Annotated in this window: 14 protein-coding genes; 2 read left to right on the top strand and 12 right to left on the bottom strand. The window is 62.8% G+C overall.

What is annotated here, in order from left to right; translation table 11 throughout:
- The first annotated feature begins 65 nt into the window (after positions 1-65).
- Together dnaA and dnaN are read left to right on the top strand one after the other, a co-directional pair.
- The gene (dnaA, locus tag ACYQ3M_RS02080; protein ID WP_460034390.1) at positions 66-1,400 is read left to right on the top strand and encodes a chromosomal replication initiator protein DnaA; all 1,335 of its coding nucleotides are present in this window, start codon (positions 66-68) and stop codon (positions 1,398-1,400) included.
- 5 nt (positions 1,401-1,405) lie between these two features.
- On the top strand, positions 1,406-2,509 hold the full coding sequence (gene dnaN / locus ACYQ3M_RS02075) for a DNA polymerase III subunit beta (protein ID WP_460034389.1): 1,104 nt from the start codon (positions 1,406-1,408) through the stop codon (positions 2,507-2,509).
- 48 nt (positions 2,510-2,557) lie between these two features.
- Here dnaN and ftsZ read toward each other — a convergent pair whose 3' ends face one another.
- The 12 genes from ftsZ to ACYQ3M_RS02015 all read right to left on the bottom strand — a co-directional run bounded on the left by ftsZ (position 2,558) and on the right by ACYQ3M_RS02015 (position 16,395).
- Complete coding sequence (gene ftsZ / locus ACYQ3M_RS02070) at positions 2,558-3,724, bottom strand: cell division protein FtsZ (RefSeq protein ID WP_460034388.1); 1,167 nt, start codon at positions 3,722-3,724, stop codon at positions 2,558-2,560.
- Between the two features lie 47 nt (positions 3,725-3,771).
- The gene (gene ftsA / locus ACYQ3M_RS02065; RefSeq protein WP_460034387.1) at positions 3,772-5,007 is read right to left on the bottom strand and encodes a cell division protein FtsA; all 1,236 of its coding nucleotides are present in this window, start codon (positions 5,005-5,007) and stop codon (positions 3,772-3,774) included.
- Positions 5,008-5,009: 2 nt separating this feature from the next.
- Entirely contained in the window at positions 5,010-5,708 is a 699-nt protein-coding gene (locus tag ACYQ3M_RS02060; protein WP_460034386.1) for a cell division protein FtsQ/DivIB, read from the bottom strand.
- Positions 5,701-6,627 carry a D-alanine--D-alanine ligase gene (locus ACYQ3M_RS02055; protein WP_460034385.1) on the bottom strand — a complete coding sequence of 309 codons (927 nt, stop codon included), beginning with the start codon at positions 6,625-6,627 and terminating at the stop codon, positions 5,701-5,703. The genes ACYQ3M_RS02060 and ACYQ3M_RS02055 overlap by 8 nt, the downstream gene beginning before the upstream one ends.
- The gene (murB, locus tag ACYQ3M_RS02050) at positions 6,624-7,502 is read right to left on the bottom strand and encodes a UDP-N-acetylmuramate dehydrogenase (RefSeq protein ID WP_460034384.1); all 879 of its coding nucleotides are present in this window, start codon (positions 7,500-7,502) and stop codon (positions 6,624-6,626) included. Before murB ends, ACYQ3M_RS02055 begins: the two co-directional genes overlap by 4 nt.
- Positions 7,499-8,890: a UDP-N-acetylmuramate--L-alanine ligase gene (murC, locus tag ACYQ3M_RS02045; RefSeq protein ID WP_460034634.1), complete on the bottom strand. Its 1,392-nt coding sequence runs from the start codon at positions 8,888-8,890 to the stop codon at positions 7,499-7,501. Before murC ends, murB begins: the two co-directional genes overlap by 4 nt.
- Positions 8,891-8,958: 68 nt before the next feature.
- Positions 8,959-10,017: an undecaprenyldiphospho-muramoylpentapeptide beta-N-acetylglucosaminyltransferase gene (gene murG / locus ACYQ3M_RS02040; protein ID WP_460034383.1), complete on the bottom strand. Its 1,059-nt coding sequence runs from the start codon at positions 10,015-10,017 to the stop codon at positions 8,959-8,961.
- Positions 10,005-11,192, bottom strand: a complete 1,188-nt coding sequence (ftsW, locus tag ACYQ3M_RS02035) for a putative lipid II flippase FtsW (protein WP_460034382.1) — start codon at positions 11,190-11,192, stop codon at positions 10,005-10,007. The genes murG and ftsW overlap by 13 nt, the downstream gene beginning before the upstream one ends.
- Entirely contained in the window at positions 11,183-12,529 is a 1,347-nt protein-coding gene (gene murD / locus ACYQ3M_RS02030) for a UDP-N-acetylmuramoyl-L-alanine--D-glutamate ligase (RefSeq protein ID WP_460034381.1), read from the bottom strand. The genes ftsW and murD overlap by 10 nt, the downstream gene beginning before the upstream one ends.
- Before the next feature lie 2 nt (positions 12,530-12,531).
- Complete coding sequence (mraY, locus tag ACYQ3M_RS02025; RefSeq protein ID WP_460034380.1) at positions 12,532-13,614, bottom strand: phospho-N-acetylmuramoyl-pentapeptide-transferase; 1,083 nt, start codon at positions 13,612-13,614, stop codon at positions 12,532-12,534.
- Position 13,615: 1 nt separating this feature from the next.
- A complete protein-coding gene (locus ACYQ3M_RS02020; RefSeq protein WP_460034379.1) occupies positions 13,616-14,953 on the bottom strand; it encodes a UDP-N-acetylmuramoyl-tripeptide--D-alanyl-D-alanine ligase in 1,338 nt (445 codons plus the stop codon).
- Entirely contained in the window at positions 14,944-16,395 is a 1,452-nt protein-coding gene (locus ACYQ3M_RS02015; protein ID WP_460034378.1) for a UDP-N-acetylmuramoyl-L-alanyl-D-glutamate--2,6-diaminopimelate ligase, read from the bottom strand. The genes ACYQ3M_RS02020 and ACYQ3M_RS02015 overlap by 10 nt, the downstream gene beginning before the upstream one ends.
- Position 16,396: the final 1 nt, after the last annotated feature.

The following is a 16,396-nucleotide window of genomic DNA, read 5'->3' as shown; positions in this document are numbered from 1 at the left end:
GGCTCGTAGGACTCTCCTCGACGACCGGAGTCGGCGGTTCAATCCCATGGTTTCATGGCCAACCTATGAGCGATCTGTGGAATCGGTGTATCCAAAAACTCGAAAACGAAATTCCCATTCAGCAGTTCAATACTTGGATCCGCCCCCTGCAGGCCGTCGAGAACGGTTCCGAGCTCAAGCTCTTGGCTCCCAATCAGTTCGTGCTCGACTGGGTCAAGGAGCATTTCATCGACCAGATCGAGGCCGCCCTGCCGCAAAACGCCGACGGTGCCCCCCAACTCGTTCTCGAAGTTGGAACCCGCAGAGACGGAGCCAACAAGACGCCTGCTGTCCTTTCCTTTAGCGCCCAAAGCAAACGAGGACGCCGCAAAAAACCGAGCACGAACAACCTCAACCCGAGCTTTACCTTCGCCAACTTCGTCGAAGGCAAATCCAACCAGTTTGCCAAAGCCGCCGCCTTGCAGGTGGCCGAAAACGTAGGTCGGACCCACAACCCCTTGTTCATCTACGGTGGGGTAGGACTGGGCAAAACCCACCTCATGCACGCCATCGGCAATCTGATCGTCGCTCGCAACTCATCCGCGTCGGTGGTTTATCTTCATTCGGAACGCTTTGTCGCGGATATGATCACTGCCCTGCAACACAATGCCATCGACGCGTTTAAAGATTATTACCGCTCGGTGGACGCGCTTTTGATCGACGACATTCAGTTCTTTGCCGGCAAGGAGCGCTCGCAAGAAGAGTTTTTCCACACCTTCAACGCCTTGTTAGAAAGCAAACGCCAGGTAGTCCTCACCTGCGACCGCTACCCTAAAGAGATCAAAGGCTTGGAAGAACGGCTCAAATCCCGCTTCGGTTGGGGGCTTTCGGTGGCGATCGAGCCGCCGGATCTGGAAACCCGGGTGGCGATCTTGCTGAGCAAAGCCGAGCAGTGGGGAGTGGCTCTGCCCGAGGAGGTGGCTTTTTTCATCGGCACTCGGATCCGTTCCAACGTACGCGAGCTGGAAGGCGCCTTGCGCCGGGTCACCGCCCGCGCCCAATTCACTGGCGAACCGATCACGCTGCTGTTCGCCAAGGAAGCGCTGCGCGATTTAATCGCGGTTCAAGACAAGCTGATCAACGTGGAAAACATTCAAAGGACGGTAGCCGAGTATTATAAAATCCGGGTCGCCGACCTTCTCTCCACCAAACGCAGCCGTCCCATCGCCCGCCCGCGGCAGATCGCGATGGCGCTCGCCAAAGAATTGACCAACCACAGCCTGCCGGAGATCGGCCAGCTGTTCGGCGGCCGCGACCACACCACGGTGCTGCACGCCTGCCGTAAAGTCGAAGAACTCAAAAAAACCGACGGCAAAATCGCCGAGGATTATGCTACTTTGTTAAACCTTCTGATCAGCTGATACTTATGCATTTTGTCATCGCCCGCGAATCCTTGCTCGAAGCCCTGCAAAAGGTATCCGGCGTCATCGAGCGCCGCTCCACCTTGCCGATCCTGGCCAACGTTCTGCTCCGGCTCAAAGACGGGCAGCTCCTGCTTGTGGGCACTGACCTGGAGATCGAGCTCATCGCCTCCACTTCGGCCTCCGGCCAAAACGGGGAGACTACCGTCTCGGCCCGCAAGCTTCTAGACATCTGCCGGCTGCTGCCGGCCGGAACGCCGCTTCAGTGCGCGTTAAAAACCAACAAACTCTTAGAGATCAAAGCCGGAAGCTCCCGTTTTGCCCTTGCCACCTTGCCTTGCGACAATTTTCCCGAATTTAGCTTCCACGGCAGCGAAACGCTCACGACGAAGGTGAGCGATGCGGCGCTCAAAAAGCTTCTGACCAAAACCACGTACGCCATGGCCCAGCAGGACGTGCGCTATTACCTCAACGGCCTGCTGTTGGAGCTGGACGGATCTTACATCCGCGCGGTCGCTTCCGACGGCCACCGCCTGGCCTGGTGCGAGCAATCCCTGGAAACCGAGGTGGACGGCATCCATCAGATCATCCTGCCGCGCAAGGGGGTGCAGGAATTGTTGCGCCTGCTCACCGGAGATCAATCCCCCCTCAGGGTGCGAATCACCGCCAGCACGATTCGCGTGGAACTCGATACGGCGGTGTTTTCGGCCAAACTGATCGACGCCCGGTATCCCGATTACAAGCGGGTCTTTCCGACGGAATTTCGCCACGTGCTAAGCTGCAACCGGACAGCGCTCAAGGAAGCCATCGGCCGAGTCGCCATCCTTTCCAACGAGCAGTACCGCGGCATCCGTTTAGACGTCGGGCCGGGAGTCTTACGCCTTTCTGCCCACAATCCAGAGCAAGAAGAAGCGGAAGAAGCGGTGGAAATCGCCTACGCGGGCGAACCGTTTACAGTCGGCTTTAACGCCGCTTATCTCTTAGATGCAGTCTCTCACTTGGACGCGGAAACCATCCGCCTTTCGTTTGCAGAGCAAACCTTAAGCTGTCTGGCGGAAAACCCGGAAGACCCCTCTGTCCGCCATCTCATCATGCCTATGCGACTGTGACCAACCCAAAGGGCAGGCTTTTAGCCTGCCCTCGGTGTCCGCTCTCCGTCAATCGGCCTGCCGCCGCAGGAAGGCGGGAATATCTAAGTAATCCAAATCGTCGTCCGTGGTCGGGGTGGAAGCGCTGGAAGAGACATTGAGTTTGCGCACCCGCTCCGGCTGCTGGCGGATGACTGTGGGCCGTTCCAGCTTGTCGTAATCGACTCTGCCATCGCTGGCTTTCTCCACCAGCCGCACCGGCGCCTCCGCCGCGCGCGAGCCTTCGAGGCCCGTGGCCACCACCGTCACCCGGATTTCGTCCTGCAACTCGGGATCGATCACGGTACCGATTACCACCACGGCGTCCTCGGAAGCAAACTCCTTGACCACGTTGCCGACCACGTCGAATTCGCCGATGGACAGATCCAAACCGCCGGTGATGTTGACCAGGATCCCCCGCGCGCCGTGCAGGTTGATGTTTTCCAGCAACGGACTGGCGACGGCGCGTTCGGCGGCTTCGCGGGCGCGGTTCTCGCCGCTCGCCGAACCGGTTCCCATCATCGCCATCCCCATCTCCGCCATCACCGTGCGCACGTCGGCAAAGTCCACGTTGATCAAGCCCGGCCGGGTGATGAGATCGGCAATGCCCTGCACCGCTCCGAGCAGCACGTTGTTGGCCGCGGCAAACGCCTGCAACAAGGAAGTATCCTTGCCCAACACCGGCAGGAGCTTTTCGTTGGGAATGGTGATCAGCGAGTCTACGTACCGGCTTAGTTCCTCGATTCCGCGCTCGGCGATCATGCGCCGCTTGCTCCCTTCAAACGGGAACGGCTTGGTGACTACCGCCACTGTCAAAACCCCAAGATCCTTGGCGATCTCGGCGAATACCGGCGCGGCTCCGGTGCCGGTGCCGCCCCCCATCCCCGCGGTCAGAAAGACCATATCGGCGCCGCGGATCACCTCTTGAATACGATCGCGATCGTCCATCGCCGCCTGTTTTCCGACTTCCGGGTTGGCGCCTGCGCCAAGGCCCTTGGTCAACTCGCCTCCAATCTGGAGTTTGACTTTCGCCGAGGCTCTCCGCAGCGCCTGCGCGTCGGTATTGGCGCAGATAAATTCCACGCCTTCGATGTTGCTGCTGACCATATAGTCCACGGCGTTGCAGCCCCCGCCGCCAATGCCGATCACCTTGATGACCGCGTTCTGGCCAAACTCATCTACCATCTCGAATTTCATAACGGCTTCTCCTCAAGAAAGTTGTCGAAAACCAAAAACCCTCGCGCTTAAAAATTCCCCTGAAACCAACTGCACATCCGCCTCCAAATCGCCAGCCAGCCGGATTCTCCCTCCATCGCTCCCAAAGCCGCATGGTGCTCATACCCAAACAGCAACAGCCCCACGCCCGTCGCAAACGCCGGATTGCGCACCACTTCGGTCAGACCGGTCACGTGGCGAGGGAGACCTAAACGCACCGGCATGTGGAAGATCTCTTCCGCCAACTCGACCAGGCCCTCCAATTTGGCGCTGCCTCCGGTTAGGACAATGCCGCCGGCGATCAAATCCTCAAACCCGCTGCGGCGGAGTTCCGCCTGGATCAACAGCAGCAGTTCCTCACAGCGCGGCTCGACGATCTCGGCCAAGTTGTGGCGGGAAATCCGCCGCGGCGGGCGGTCGCCGATGCTCGGCACCTCGATCATGTCGTCGATATCGGCCAACTTGGTCAAGGCGCAGGCGTATTCGACCTTGATCCTCTCCGCGTGGTGAATCGGAGTACGCAAAGCGACGGCAATATCGTTGGTGATCTGGTCGCCGGCGATCGGGATCACCGCGGTGTGGCGAATGGCGCCGTCGGTGTATACGGCGATATCGGTGGTCCCACCCCCGATGTCCACCAAGCACACCCCGAGGCTTTTCTCGTCTTCGCTCAAGACCGCCTGCGCCGAGGCCAGTTGCTCCAGGATGATGTCTTCGACCTCCAGACCGCAGCGGCGCACGCATTTGATCAGATTCTGGGCCGCGCTGACGGCGCCCGAGACGATGTGCACCTTAGCTTCCAGCCGGATCCCCGTCATCCCAACCGGCTCTTTGATCCCCGCCTGGCTGTCGATGATGTATTCTTGGGGTAAAACGTGGAGGATTTTCTGATCGGCCGGGATCGCCACCGCCCGCGCGGAATCGAGCACCCGATCCACGTCCGCTTGGGTGACCTCCTTGTCCTTGATCGCCACGATCCCGTGGGAATTGAGGCTGCGGATATGGCTGCCGGCGATTCCCACATACGCCGAATGGATCTGAAACCCGGCCATCAGTTCGGCCTCTTCCACCGCCCGCTGGATCGCCTGCACGGTGGACTCGAGATTGACCACTACCCCCCGCTTCAACCCAGTCGAAGGATGGACGCCGACACCGATGATCTCGATCTCGCCTTCCCGGGGTTGATACTCCCCCACGATCACCGCGACCTTAGAGGTGCCGATATCTAGCCCAACAACGATGTTTCTGTCTTTACGCTTTGCCATTGTTATTTACCTGAAACCACCGCAGACTTGCGCCAACGCACAGCAAACCCGTGTTCGTAGCGAGCATCCAGCCGCTCGATGCGTTGCCTTTGCGCCGGGGTCAAGCGCGCCAAAAATTCCACGACTCTAAAGAAGACTTCCTCAGGTTGGATCCGCCCCAGTACGATCACCATGCCTGAATCCAAGGTAAGTTGCCAGGAGCGCCGCGCGTTCACTTCGAGCGTGCGGATCTTGAGCTGCAAGGGCAAAAGTGCCTCGCTCATCTTGCGATAAGCGGAAAACAATTGCCCCTCGTGCCCTTCCGGGCCGCAAAGAAGGGGCAAAGCGGCAAACTCGGCAAGTTGATCGGGAGCCGGGGTAAACCTTTCCCCTTTTGCGTTAAGCAAGTCTCTTTCTCCCCAACGCGCGTAAGCCACTTGCTCTTCGACCTGAACCACCAGCACGTCCGGGAAGACCCGTTCCATTCGCACGTCGTCGACCCAGGGAAACTGTTTGGCCGCTTTCACCAAGGGGGCAAGATTCCATCCCAAATAACCGTCTGCCAGCAAGGGTTTTAAGGCTTGCTCCAAATCGGCGGGATCCAGGTGCCGGAACTGGCCTTCCAGCCGCACGTACCGGACCGGAGTTCCTCGATACAAGAAAGCGACCAGCGCGATCATCAAAATCAGCCCCACCATCCAAGCGACGGTCCTTTTACGCAACACTGGTTTCTAGAATCCGCCATACCAATTCGTCGAATTCGATTCCCGCCGCGCGCGCCGCCATAGGCATTAGGCTGTGATCGGTCATCCCCGGCACCGTGTTCACTTCGATCAACCAGGGCTGGCCTTGCCGGTCGAGGAACAAATCCACTCGCCCCCAACCGCTTACCTTAAGCACCTCACACGCACGCTTCGCCAGTGCCTTAAGGCGCTGCTCCTGCGCTTCAGGCAGTCCACACGGGCACACGTAGCGCGTCGAGTCGGCCCGATACTTGGCCTCGAAGTCGTAGAAAGTCCGCGGCGTCTCCAGCCGGATCAGCGGCAGCACTTCCGCATGGAGCAGGGCGGCGGTGTATTCGTCGCCCTCGATCCAGCGTTCGGCGAACACCGAACAACGGTACCGTCTTGCTTCCTGCCAGGCCCAGGCCAGGCTCGCCCGGTCTTGGGCCTTGTTCGTCCCCAGGCTGGAACCCTCCAGCGCCGGCTTGACGATCACCGGAAACCCCAAAACGGCGGCGCAACGCTCAAGGTCCTCCTCGGTCTCAAGCACCATCCAATCGGGAGTCGGGAGTCCCGCGCCGCGCCAGCACAGCTTAGCCGCCAGTTTGTCCATGCTTAAGGCCGAACCGAGCACCCCGCTGCCGGTGTAAGGCAGCCCTATCGCCTCCAGCAACCCCTGCAGCACCCCGTCTTCGCCGCCGCGGCCGTGGACCACGTTAAATACCCGCGCGAAACCTTTTCCCCAAAGCGCTTCCAGAGGCTTATCGCCGATATCCACCGCCACCGCATCCACCCCTCGGCGCTTGAGCGCCGCCCACACCTGTTGCCCCGAAAGCAGGGAAATCTCGCGCTCGGCGCTTGCCCCGCCCATCGCCACCGCGACCCGGCCAAATTGCTTTGGATCCTCGATCCGTCTCATGTCTCACCCGCTTTGCCCAAAATCCGAACCTCCGGCTCCAGCTCGATGCCAAAACGCCGCTCCACTTCTTCTTTCGCGAGCCAAATCAAGGCTTCGATGTCGGCCGCCTTGGCGCCGCCGAGGTTGAGGATGAAATTAGCGTGCCTCCTCGAAATCTCCGCCCCCCCGATCCGCTTCCCCTTGAGCCCGCAGGCTTCGATCAAACGCCCCGCCTTTTCCTCGGCAGGATTTTTAAACACCGACCCCGCGCTCGGCCATCCGGTCGGCTGCGTCTGACTGCGCCGGGCCAAAAGCTCGCGAATCCGGCGCAACCCTGCCTCCGGATCGCCCGGTACAAAGCGCATCCAGGCCGCTAAGAAATACTCGCCTGCCGGCCCTTGCACGCGGCGGTAACCGACCTCATACGCCTCGCGGCGGCGCAGATAGGTCTTGCCATACCGATCCACCGTTTCCACCGCCTCCACCCAGTCCCAGGTCTCCCCGCCAAAGGCGCCGGCGTTCATCGCCAACGCTCCCCCCACGGTGCCGGGAATGCCGGCCAAAAACTCGGCCCCGGCCAGCCCCAAACCGGCGCAGAAGCGCGCCAGGCGCGCGCACGGAACCCCGGCCTCCACGTAAACCCGCCCTTCCACCAAAGCGCTCAGGCCGCGCAAAGAGGAAGTCAAGATCACGGTGCCGGGAAGGCCGCCGTCGCGCACCAAAACGTTGCTCCCAAGCCCGAGCAAAGTCAGCGGCTCCTCCGCCGGCAGAGCGCTCAAAAAACGCTTAAGATCGTCCTTATCCGCCGGCCTAAACAGGCGCTCGGCCATCCCGCCCACCCGCCACGAGGTCAACTCGGCAAGCCGAACGCCCACCTGCACTTGGCCGCGGATCATCGCTCAAGCTCCTGCAAAGCCTGCGGCAAACCGGCGGCCACCTGGCCGATGCTCCCCGCGCCTAGGACCAGCACCACATCTTTAGGTTCGAGGCACTCCGCCAAGGCGCTCGGCACCTCCTTAAGCGATGCAAGCTGCCGGCAAGTTCGGCCGCGGCGGCCAAGCGCTCGTGCCAAGGCGGCGCTGTCGCCCTCAGGAAGCGGCGCCTCCCCGGCCGGATAGACCGGGAGCAGGAGGAGTTCGGCAGGCTCGCTCAAGACCTCGGCAAACTCGTGGAGCAGCGCCTGGGTGCGGGTATAGCGATGAGGCTGGAACACGACCACCTGGCGCCGTTCGGGCCAGGCCTGGCGGGCCGCGGCGAACACCGCCGCCAATTCGCGCGGATGATGACCGTAATCGTCGACCACGACCACCTCGCCGCCCCGCCAGGGTACGTGGCGGACCTGGAACCTGCGGCCGATGCCGGCGAAATGTTGAAGCGCCTTTTGGATCGCCGCCGGCGGCACGTCCAACTCGCGCGCGACCGCGATCGCCGCCAGCGCGTTCAATAAATTGTGACGGCCTGGAAGGTTCAGCTCCACTTGCAAGGGGCGTTCAAGGCCACGGCCTTCAGCCACGAAATACGTCTTCAATCCAGCCAGGACGACGTCGCGCGCGCGCAGATCCGCTTGCGGATCCAAACCGTAGGTGAAAAGCGGCTTTTGGATCCTGGGCAAAAGCTGCGCCACCCCCGGATCGTCCCGGCAGACCACCGCCAACCCGTAGAACGGAACCGCGCTCAAAAATTCGAGGAAGGTCTCTTGAAGGCGCGCAAAGCTTCCCCCGTAAGTCTCCATGTGGTCGCGATCGACGTTGGTGACCACGGCGATGATCGGTTTTAAATGCAAAAACGAAGCATCGCTCTCGTCGGCTTCGGCGACCAGGTAAGGGCCTAGCCCTAAACCGGCGTGGCTGCCCCGGCTTTCGAGCCGGCCGCCGATCACAAAGGTCGGATCGAGGCCACCTTCCGCCAGGATGCTGGCGATCAGGCTGGTGGTCGTGGTCTTGCCGTGGGTGCCGGCCACCGCGATCCCAAACCGAAAGCGCATGAGCTCGGCCAGCATCTCCGCGCGCGAGATCACGGGGATGCGCATCGCGCGCGCGGCCTGCCATTCGGGATTGTCTTGCGCCACCGCGCTCGACACCACGACCACGTCGGCGCCGACCACCTGCTCGGCGGCGTGGCCCAAAAATACTTTTACCCCTAAGCCGCGCAGGCGTTGGAGGGCAACGCTCTCGCGTAGGTCCGAACCAGACACGCTATACCCCAAATTGGCCAGCACTTCGGCGATTCCGCTCATCCCAGCCCCGCCGATGCCGACTAGATGAATCCGCTCGACTCGGGCCATGCGCCTAAGCTCCCACTCCCCGCTCACCCGCAAGACCGGTTCTCGATTCTTTAATTTGGGCACCACTTTCAAACCTCCTCCAAACAAATCCGCGCCACCGTTTCGGTAGCGTCCAGGCGCGCGACTTTACGCGCCGCCGCCCCCATGCGCTCAAGCTGCTCGGGCCGGTGCACTAGAAAGGCCACTTTTTCCTGCAATCGCGCCGGGGTCAGCTCGCGTTGCGGCAACAGCCAAGCCGCTCCCTGCTCGAGGAGATATTCGGCGTTGCGGGTCTGATGATCGTCTTTAGCGTGCGGGTAAGGCACTAAAATCGCTCCCACCCCAGCCGCCGCCAGTTCGCTCACCGTCATCGCTCCCGCGCGGCAGATCGCCAAGTCGGCAAAGGCGTAAGCCTCCTCCATGCGCTCGATGAATGCCTCCACCCGGGCGGCAACTCCCGCGTTTTGGTAGCTCGCGCGCACGGCCGCCTGCATCGGCGCGCCGGTCTGGTGCCAGACTTCGATTTTTGCCGCCAGCCCGGCCAAGGCGGCGGGAACGACTTCGTTCAGCGCCTGCGCGCCCTGGCTGCCGCCCAAGACCAAAATCCTCACCTTGCGCGCTCCTAAGGGTTCTTTATCCCCAGCCAAAGCTTCGATCTCGCGCCTTAAAGGGTTGCCCGTCCAGCACGGGCGCACGTTTAGAGCGAACGTCCCCGGAAACGCCTCCAGCACCCGCCGCGCCCAGCGCGCCAGAACCCGGTTGGTGAGCCCCGGAACCCGGTTCTGCTCGTGGATCACCAAGGGAATTCCCATCGCGATGGCGGCCAAGCCTCCGGGACCTGAGACAAACCCCCCCATTCCCAAAACCACTTCAGGACGTCGGCGGCGCAGGTGGCTTACGGCCTGCGCGAAGGCTTGCCCCAGCATCCCCGGGGCTTTCAGCTTGGCCGTAAAACTTGTACCGCGCAGACCGTGGACCGCCAGGGCATCGAGGGTAAAACCGGCTTCTCTAACCACGCGCGCCTCCAGTCCCTGGCGCGTCCCCATCCAGCTCACCGAATGGCCGTGGGCGCGAAGCCACAGGGCCACCGCCAACGCCGGGAAAACGTGACCGCCGGTCCCGCCGGCTAAGATCATCACCTTCGCCACGGCTCCCTCCACCGGCCTGCCCGGGCTTCCCTCGCTTCCGAATAGATCCGAAGCACCTGCCCCAGAGCTAGACAATCCACCACCAAACTCCCCCCGCCGTAGCTCATCAGCGGCAAGGTCAAGCCTTTGGTCGGCAGCACGCCTAAGTTGACGCCCATGTTGACGAGCGCCTGCAATCCTAACCAAATCCCGATTCCGTAAGCCAGCCAGGTGCCAAAGGCCTGACCTGCCGCCTGGGCCAACCGGGCGGCGGCAAAGATTCGCCACACCAGCCAGGCAAACCCGGCGCCCACGCCAAGCACCCCGACAAATCCCAACTCTTCCCCGATCACCGCGAGCAGAAAATCGGTATGCCCTTCCGGCAGATAAAACATCTTCTGCACGCTGTTACCCAGTCCCACCCCGAACAGGCCGCCGCGCCCAAAAGCGATCAGCGCCTGAACCAACTGATACGCAGAATCCTGAGCGTGGGCAAAGGGATCGAGGAAGGCCTCGAGGCGTCTGAACCGATAAGCCTCGACGACCAGCAATCCTGCCCCCGTGCCCGCAAGCCCTAAGACCACAGCCAACAGCGGCACCAGCCGAGCGCCGGCCAAAAACAGCATCCCGATGGCGGTCGCCAGCAAGATCGCCGCCGCGCCGAAATCCGGCTCCCACAACAACAGCCCCGCTCCCAAGCCGAGCAGGATCAGCGGGTAAAGCACGGCCCGCGCCTGCTCCGCCAAGGCTTTGGCGTGACGAACGGCGTAACCGGCCAGATAAACGCACGCGATCCACTTAAACAGCTCCGAAACCTGAACGCGCATCCCGCCCACGTTCAACCAGCGCGTGCTGCCGTTAACGCTCACCCCGACCCCGGGCAGCTTAACCGCCACCAGCAAGCAAAATCCCACAATCAACAGCCCAGGACCCAACTTGTACCACCAGCGCAACGGGACCGCGAAAGCCAATCCTCCGGCCACCAGACCCAGCGCCAGGTGCAATAACTGGCGCCGGGCGAAATAAAAGCCGTCGCTGCCCAGATGCAGCGAAGCCGAGGTCATCATCACGTAGCCCCCAAGCAGCAATCCTGCCGCCGCCAGGAGCAGCTGCCGATCCACAAAGAAAGCCCGCCGTGGCTTGGACTGGGCTTCGGTTGCCGGAGGAGTGACGGCGCCGGGATGGATCACCGCCATTTTTGGACCTCCCGCACAAAACATTCGCCGCGCGCCTGATAATTCTCAAACTGGTCAAAGCTGGCGCAGGCAGGGGAGAGCAACACCGTATCGCCTTCCTGGGCAAGCGCTCTTGCGACGGTAACCGCTTGGGGCAAGGTCTCGACGACGTGGACGGCAGTCGCCCCGGAAAGGGCCTCGGCGAGCAGTAAGCGGTCGCGGCCGTACAATATGGCCGCCTTGACCTTGCCGGTTACCGCCGGGCGGAGCAAGGAGAAATCCGCCCCTTTGCCGTCCCCACCGGCCAAAAGGATCACCGGCCCATCCAGTCCCAAAAGCGCCGCTTCGGTCGCCCCGACGTTGGTGCCTTTGGAATCGTTGATCCACACCACCCCGTCGATTTCGGCCACTTTTTGCATCCGATGGGGCAGCCCCTCGAAGCGAGACAACACCTCGCAGCCCACCGCCGGCGGAATTCCTACCGCCTCCGCCAGCGCCAGGGCGGCCAGCGCATTGGCCAGATTGTGGCGACCGACCAGCCGAACCTGGGCGGCAGGGAGCAAGGGCTCGCCCCGGCGCGCCAACCAAACCTCGCCGCGGTAACGGACCAGCCCGTAGTCGGCCTGCTCGCTGAGGCTAAACCAAAGCGGGTGAGGAATTCCTTCCGCCATCCGCCGCACCTCGGGATCGTCGCCGTTGACCACCGCCACTTGGCTCCATTTGAGCAAGCGCGCTTTGATCGCCGCGTAGGTTTTCATATCCGGATGGCGGTCAAGATGATCCGGGCTTAGGTTCAAAACCGCCCCCGCCTTAGGCCGCAGCCTAAAGGTCCGCTCCAGCTGAAAACTCGATAGTTCCAGGACGTACAGCTCCACGCCCGCATCCAGCAGCTCAAGCGCCGGCGTCCCTAAGTTGCCTCCGGCGACGGCACAGATCCCGGCCGCTTTGGCCATTTCCGCCACCAAAGTGGTGACCGTGCTTTTGCCGTTGGATCCGGTCACGCCGACCACCTCCGCCTGGGCTTTCGCTTCGGCGAACAGGTCGAGGTCGCTGATCAGCGCCGCGCCGCGCTCTAAAGCCGCGCGGATTTCCGCCTGTTCTAGCCCGACCCCGGGACTGACTAAGAGATGAGTCGCCCAGCTCAGCCAGTCGGAACGCAACCCACCGCAGGCCACCGGCACCTTAAGCGCCTGCGCCTCGGCCAAACCCGGCGGATGGGTGCGGGTGTCCATGGCAAGACAGGCGACGCCGTGAGCGTGCAAAAACCGCAGCGCCGACACCCCGGTTTTGCCCAATCCCACCACCGCGACTCGGGCCTTAGCCCCAAGGTCCATAGGTTTCTCGGTAACCGCCGTCATAACTACCTTAGCTTGAGCGTTGCCAGGCCAATCAACACCAAAACCACGGTGATGATCCAAAACCGCACGATCACCCGCGGTTCCGGCCAACCCTGGAGTTCAAAATGGTGGTGCAAAGGCGCCATGCGAAAAATTCGCCGGCCGGTCAGCTTGAAGGAAGCCACCTGCAGGATGACCGAGAGCGTTTCCATCACGAACACTCCACCCATTATCATCAGCACGACCTCCTGCCGCACCAGCACCGCCAGCGTCCCCAACGCCGCCCCCAGCGCCAGAGCGCCGATGTCGCCCATGAACACCTGCGCCGGATAGGCGTTGAACCACAAAAATCCCAATCCCGCCCCCACCAGCGCCCCACAGAACACCACCAGCTCGCCGGCTCCGGGAACGTGCGGCACCGCAAGGTACGTGGCGAAATTCACGTTGCCGGAAGCGTAAGCAAAAATTCCTAGGCTGCCGCCCACCAAAACCGCAGGCAAAATCGCCAGACCGTCCAAACCGTCGGTTAGGTTGACCGCGTTGCTCGAGCCCACGATCACCAACCAGGTCACCAGCGTAAACCCCAACAAGCCTAGATCGAAGCCCACCTGTTTGAAAAACGGCACGATGTAGGTCGTCTCCGCCGGCGTTTTGGCGGTGGCGTACAAACCGACGGCGGCTAAAAGCGCCACCGCCGTCTGCCAACCCAGCTTCTGGCGCGCGGACAAACCCTTGCTGTTGCCCAAAACCAGCTTTTTGTAGTCGTCGGCAAAACCGATCGCCCCAAACGCCAAAGTCACCAGCAGCACGACCCAGATCTGGCGGTTGCGTAGGTCCGCCCAAAGCAGCGTGGCCAGGGTGAGCGCGAGCAGGATGAGCAGCCCGCCCATGGTCGGCGTCCCCGCCTTGGCAAAGTGGTTTTGCGGGCCGTCTTGGCGAATCGGTTGCCGGCCCAAACGCCCGAGTCTCTGAATCAACGGCGGTCCCAAAAGCAACGCGGCCGTCAGCGCCGTCAGCACCCCCAAGATGGCGCGCAAGGTCAGATACTGAAAGACCCGAAACGGGCCATACCAATGGCTCAGCCAATCCGTCAGAAAATACAGCACCTTATTCTTGCCTCAAAGCCAAAACCGTCTTCTCCAGTTGTTGCGCGCGCGAGCCTTTGATCAAAACGCGCGCCTGAGGATGCAGCCGGCGCGCTGCCGCCTCGATCAGTTCCGCCTGGGACGCAAACCACTGCCCCCCGACCCCGAACGCGGCCACCGCCGCCTTGCTCTCCTCCCCTACGGCGAACAGGCGGCAGACTCCGAACTCGCGCGCCAATCTTCCCACGTGGGCGTGAAAGGTCGCGCTCTCTGAACCCAGCTCGGCAAACGCTCCCAGAATCACCCAAGGTTCCCCTCCCAGCGCCTTGAGCGCCTCCAGTCCGGCCTCAAACGAGGCCGGATTGGCGTTGTAGCAGTCGTCGAGCAGCCATGCCCCTCCTTTCGCCGGCACCGGCCGGAGCCTGCCTGCCACCGGCCTCAGCCGAGAAAGCGCGGCGCCGATCTCGGCGCCGGTCTTGCCTAACGCGACGCCCACCGCGATCGCCGCGAGCGCGTTGGTCACGTTGTGGCGCCCAGCCAGCCCGAGCTCGACCTCAAACCGCTCGCCCAGGGCGCGCACCGAGAACCGCAGCCGGAACTTGCCTTCAATAAACTTAAGCGGCGCGATCTCTTCGGCGCGCACCGAGGCCTTTTCGCTCCAGCCAAAGGTCAGCACCGTGCGCCCCCGGGCCAGTTCCTGCCAATAGCCGCTAAACCGATCGTCGGCCGGAAGCACGGCGATCCCGTCAGCCGGCAGGGCGGCGATCAACTCGCCCTTGGCCCGCGCCACCCCCTCGAGCGAGCCAAAGCCTTCAAGGTGCGCCGGTCCCGCGTTGGTGATCACGCCGATCCGAGGCTCGGCAAGACGCGCCACATAGTCGATCTCGCCCGGGTGGTTGGCGCCCATCTCGATCACCGCAAAGCGATGCTCGGATCTCAAGCGCAGCAAGGTCAAAGGCACGCCGATGGCGTTGTTGAGATTGCCTTCGGTCTTGAGTCCCCCCAAAACTTCGGCGATCATCTCCTTGACCGTGGTCTTGCCGTTGCTGCCGGTCACCCCGACCAACTCGCCTGCAAACGCCATCCGTCGCCAGTAGTTGGCCAAGCGTCCCAGACCGGCGCGGGTGTCGGCGACCTGAAGCTGCGGCAGGCCGGCCACCGGCCGCTCCACCAAAGCCGCCGTTGCCCCCGCCGCTTGCGCCTTAGCGATGAAGTCGTGGCCGTCGAAGCGCGTCCCGCGCAGGGCGACGAACAATTGCCCGCGCAAATCCTGCCGGCTGTCGATCCCAACCCCGGCAAATTCCGCGTCTTCTCCCAGCAACCTGCCGTTGAGCACCGGCGCCAACTCGCTCAAACGCATTGCAACGCCTCCTGCAACCACTCCGCCACCACCTTTCGGTCGCTAAACGGCCGCTTCTCGCCTTGGACCTCTTGGACCTCTTCGTGCCCCTTGCCCGCCACCAACACCACATCCATTGCCCCGGCCTGCCTGAGGGCGGCGACAATCGCTTCGCGGCGGTCGCGGATGACAAGCGGGGTGCGCCTCATGCCGGCGCGGATGTCGGCAAGGATCGCCTCTGCCGGCTCGCCCCGAGGATTGTCGTCGGTGAGGATCACCTGATCGGCCAGCGTCTCGGCGATCTTGCCCATTCGCTTGCGCTTGCCGCGGTCGCGCTCCCCACCGCAGCCAAACACCACCCACAGCTGGCCGCGGCAGTGGCGGCGCAGAGACCTAAGCGCCAACTCCAACGCCGCCGGCGTGTGGGCATAATCCACCACCACCTGCGGTCGGCCTTCGGCGCGAAAGCACTCCATCCGCCCCGGCACCGGCGCGATCGTCTTCAGGCGGGCGACCGCACGTCCAAGCGTCTCCCCGCGGGCGAGCAAGGTGGCCAAAACCGCCAAGGTGTTGGCCAGATTGAATTCGCCAAGCAGCGGCACCCGCACTGAAACGCGTTCCTTTCCCCACACCGCTTCAAATGCGATCCCATCTGGGCGATAAGCCACCTTGGCCGCGGTAAGGCAGGGAAAAGGGGCATTGCCCTTTACTCCATAACCGATCACCGCCGCCTGCGGCGCAACTGCTCGCCAAAAGTGCGGCCAGGCGGGGTCGTCCAGGTTGAGCACCGCCGCTTTTAGCGTTGGCCAGCGGAAAAGCTTAAGCTTGGCGGCGCGATACGCGTCGATGCCGGGGTGATAATCCAGGTGGTCGCGGCTCAAGTTGGTCCAGAGCGCGAAATCAAATTCGACGCCGGCAACCCGCCCCTGGTCCAAGGCATGGGAGGAAACCTCCATGGCGACCGCGCCCACCCCTTGCGCGCGCAATTTTGCCAAGCGCCTCTGAGTCTCGATCGCCGGGGCGGTGGTGTGGGCGGTCGGCGCCAAGGCCGGCGGCCTTCCCCACCCCAAAGTCCCCATCACCCCCCCGGCCAGGGCTTGGGCCAGAAACCAAGTGGAGGAGGTCTTGCCGTTGGTGCCGGTGACCCCGATGACCTCCATCGCCCGCGACGGATGCCCGTAAAAGCGCGCCGCGATCTCGCCCAGCCGTTGCTTGAGCCCGGGAACGGCGATGGCGGGAATCGCCCGCGCATTTACCCACTCGGTTTCGGCGGGGTCGTACAGCACCGCCACCGCCCCGCGGTTTTCCGCTTCCTGGGCGAACTCGGCGCCGTGACGGCGGACGCCGGAAAGCGCCACGAACGCATCTCCCGGACGCACCGCCCCGCTGTCCTCGCACAACCCCCCGATCTCGATCGGCGGGCAAAAAACCCCAGGCAACAACTCGTCCAAGCGGCGCCGCATT

The organism is Methylothermus subterraneus (assembly GCF_054656915.1).
The sequence above is the reverse complement of the archived record's forward strand: the minus strand, read 5'-3'. Positions and strand labels throughout refer to the sequence as shown.

Bases quoted from the DNA above. Each gene is read 5' to 3' on its own strand.
- dnaA (WP_460034390.1), top strand. From the start codon at position 66: ATGAGCGATCTGTGGAATCGGTGTATCCAAAAACTCGAAAACGAAATT.
- dnaN (WP_460034389.1), top strand. From the start codon at position 1,406: ATGCATTTTGTCATCGCCCGCGAATCCTTGCTCGAAGCCCTGCAAAAG.
- ftsZ (WP_460034388.1), bottom strand. From the start codon at position 3,724: ATGAAATTCGAGATGGTAGATGAGTTTGGCCAGAACGCGGTCATCAAG.
- ftsA (WP_460034387.1), bottom strand. From the start codon at position 5,007: ATGGCAAAGCGTAAAGACAGAAACATCGTTGTTGGGCTAGATATCGGC.
- ACYQ3M_RS02055 (WP_460034385.1), bottom strand. From the start codon at position 6,627: ATGAGACGGATCGAGGATCCAAAGCAATTTGGCCGGGTCGCGGTGGCG.
- murB (WP_460034384.1), bottom strand. From the start codon at position 7,502: ATGATCCGCGGCCAAGTGCAGGTGGGCGTTCGGCTTGCCGAGTTGACC.
- murC (WP_460034634.1), bottom strand. From the start codon at position 8,890: ATGGCCCGAGTCGAGCGGATTCATCTAGTCGGCATCGGCGGGGCTGGG.
- ftsW (WP_460034382.1), bottom strand. From the start codon at position 11,192: ATGGCGGTGATCCATCCCGGCGCCGTCACTCCTCCGGCAACCGAAGCC.
- murD (WP_460034381.1), bottom strand. From the start codon at position 12,529: ATGACGGCGGTTACCGAGAAACCTATGGACCTTGGGGCTAAGGCCCGA.
- ACYQ3M_RS02020 (WP_460034379.1), bottom strand. From the start codon at position 14,953: ATGCGTTTGAGCGAGTTGGCGCCGGTGCTCAACGGCAGGTTGCTGGGA.
- ACYQ3M_RS02015 (WP_460034378.1), bottom strand. From the start codon at position 16,395: ATGCGGCGCCGCTTGGACGAGTTGTTGCCTGGGGTTTTTTGCCCGCCG.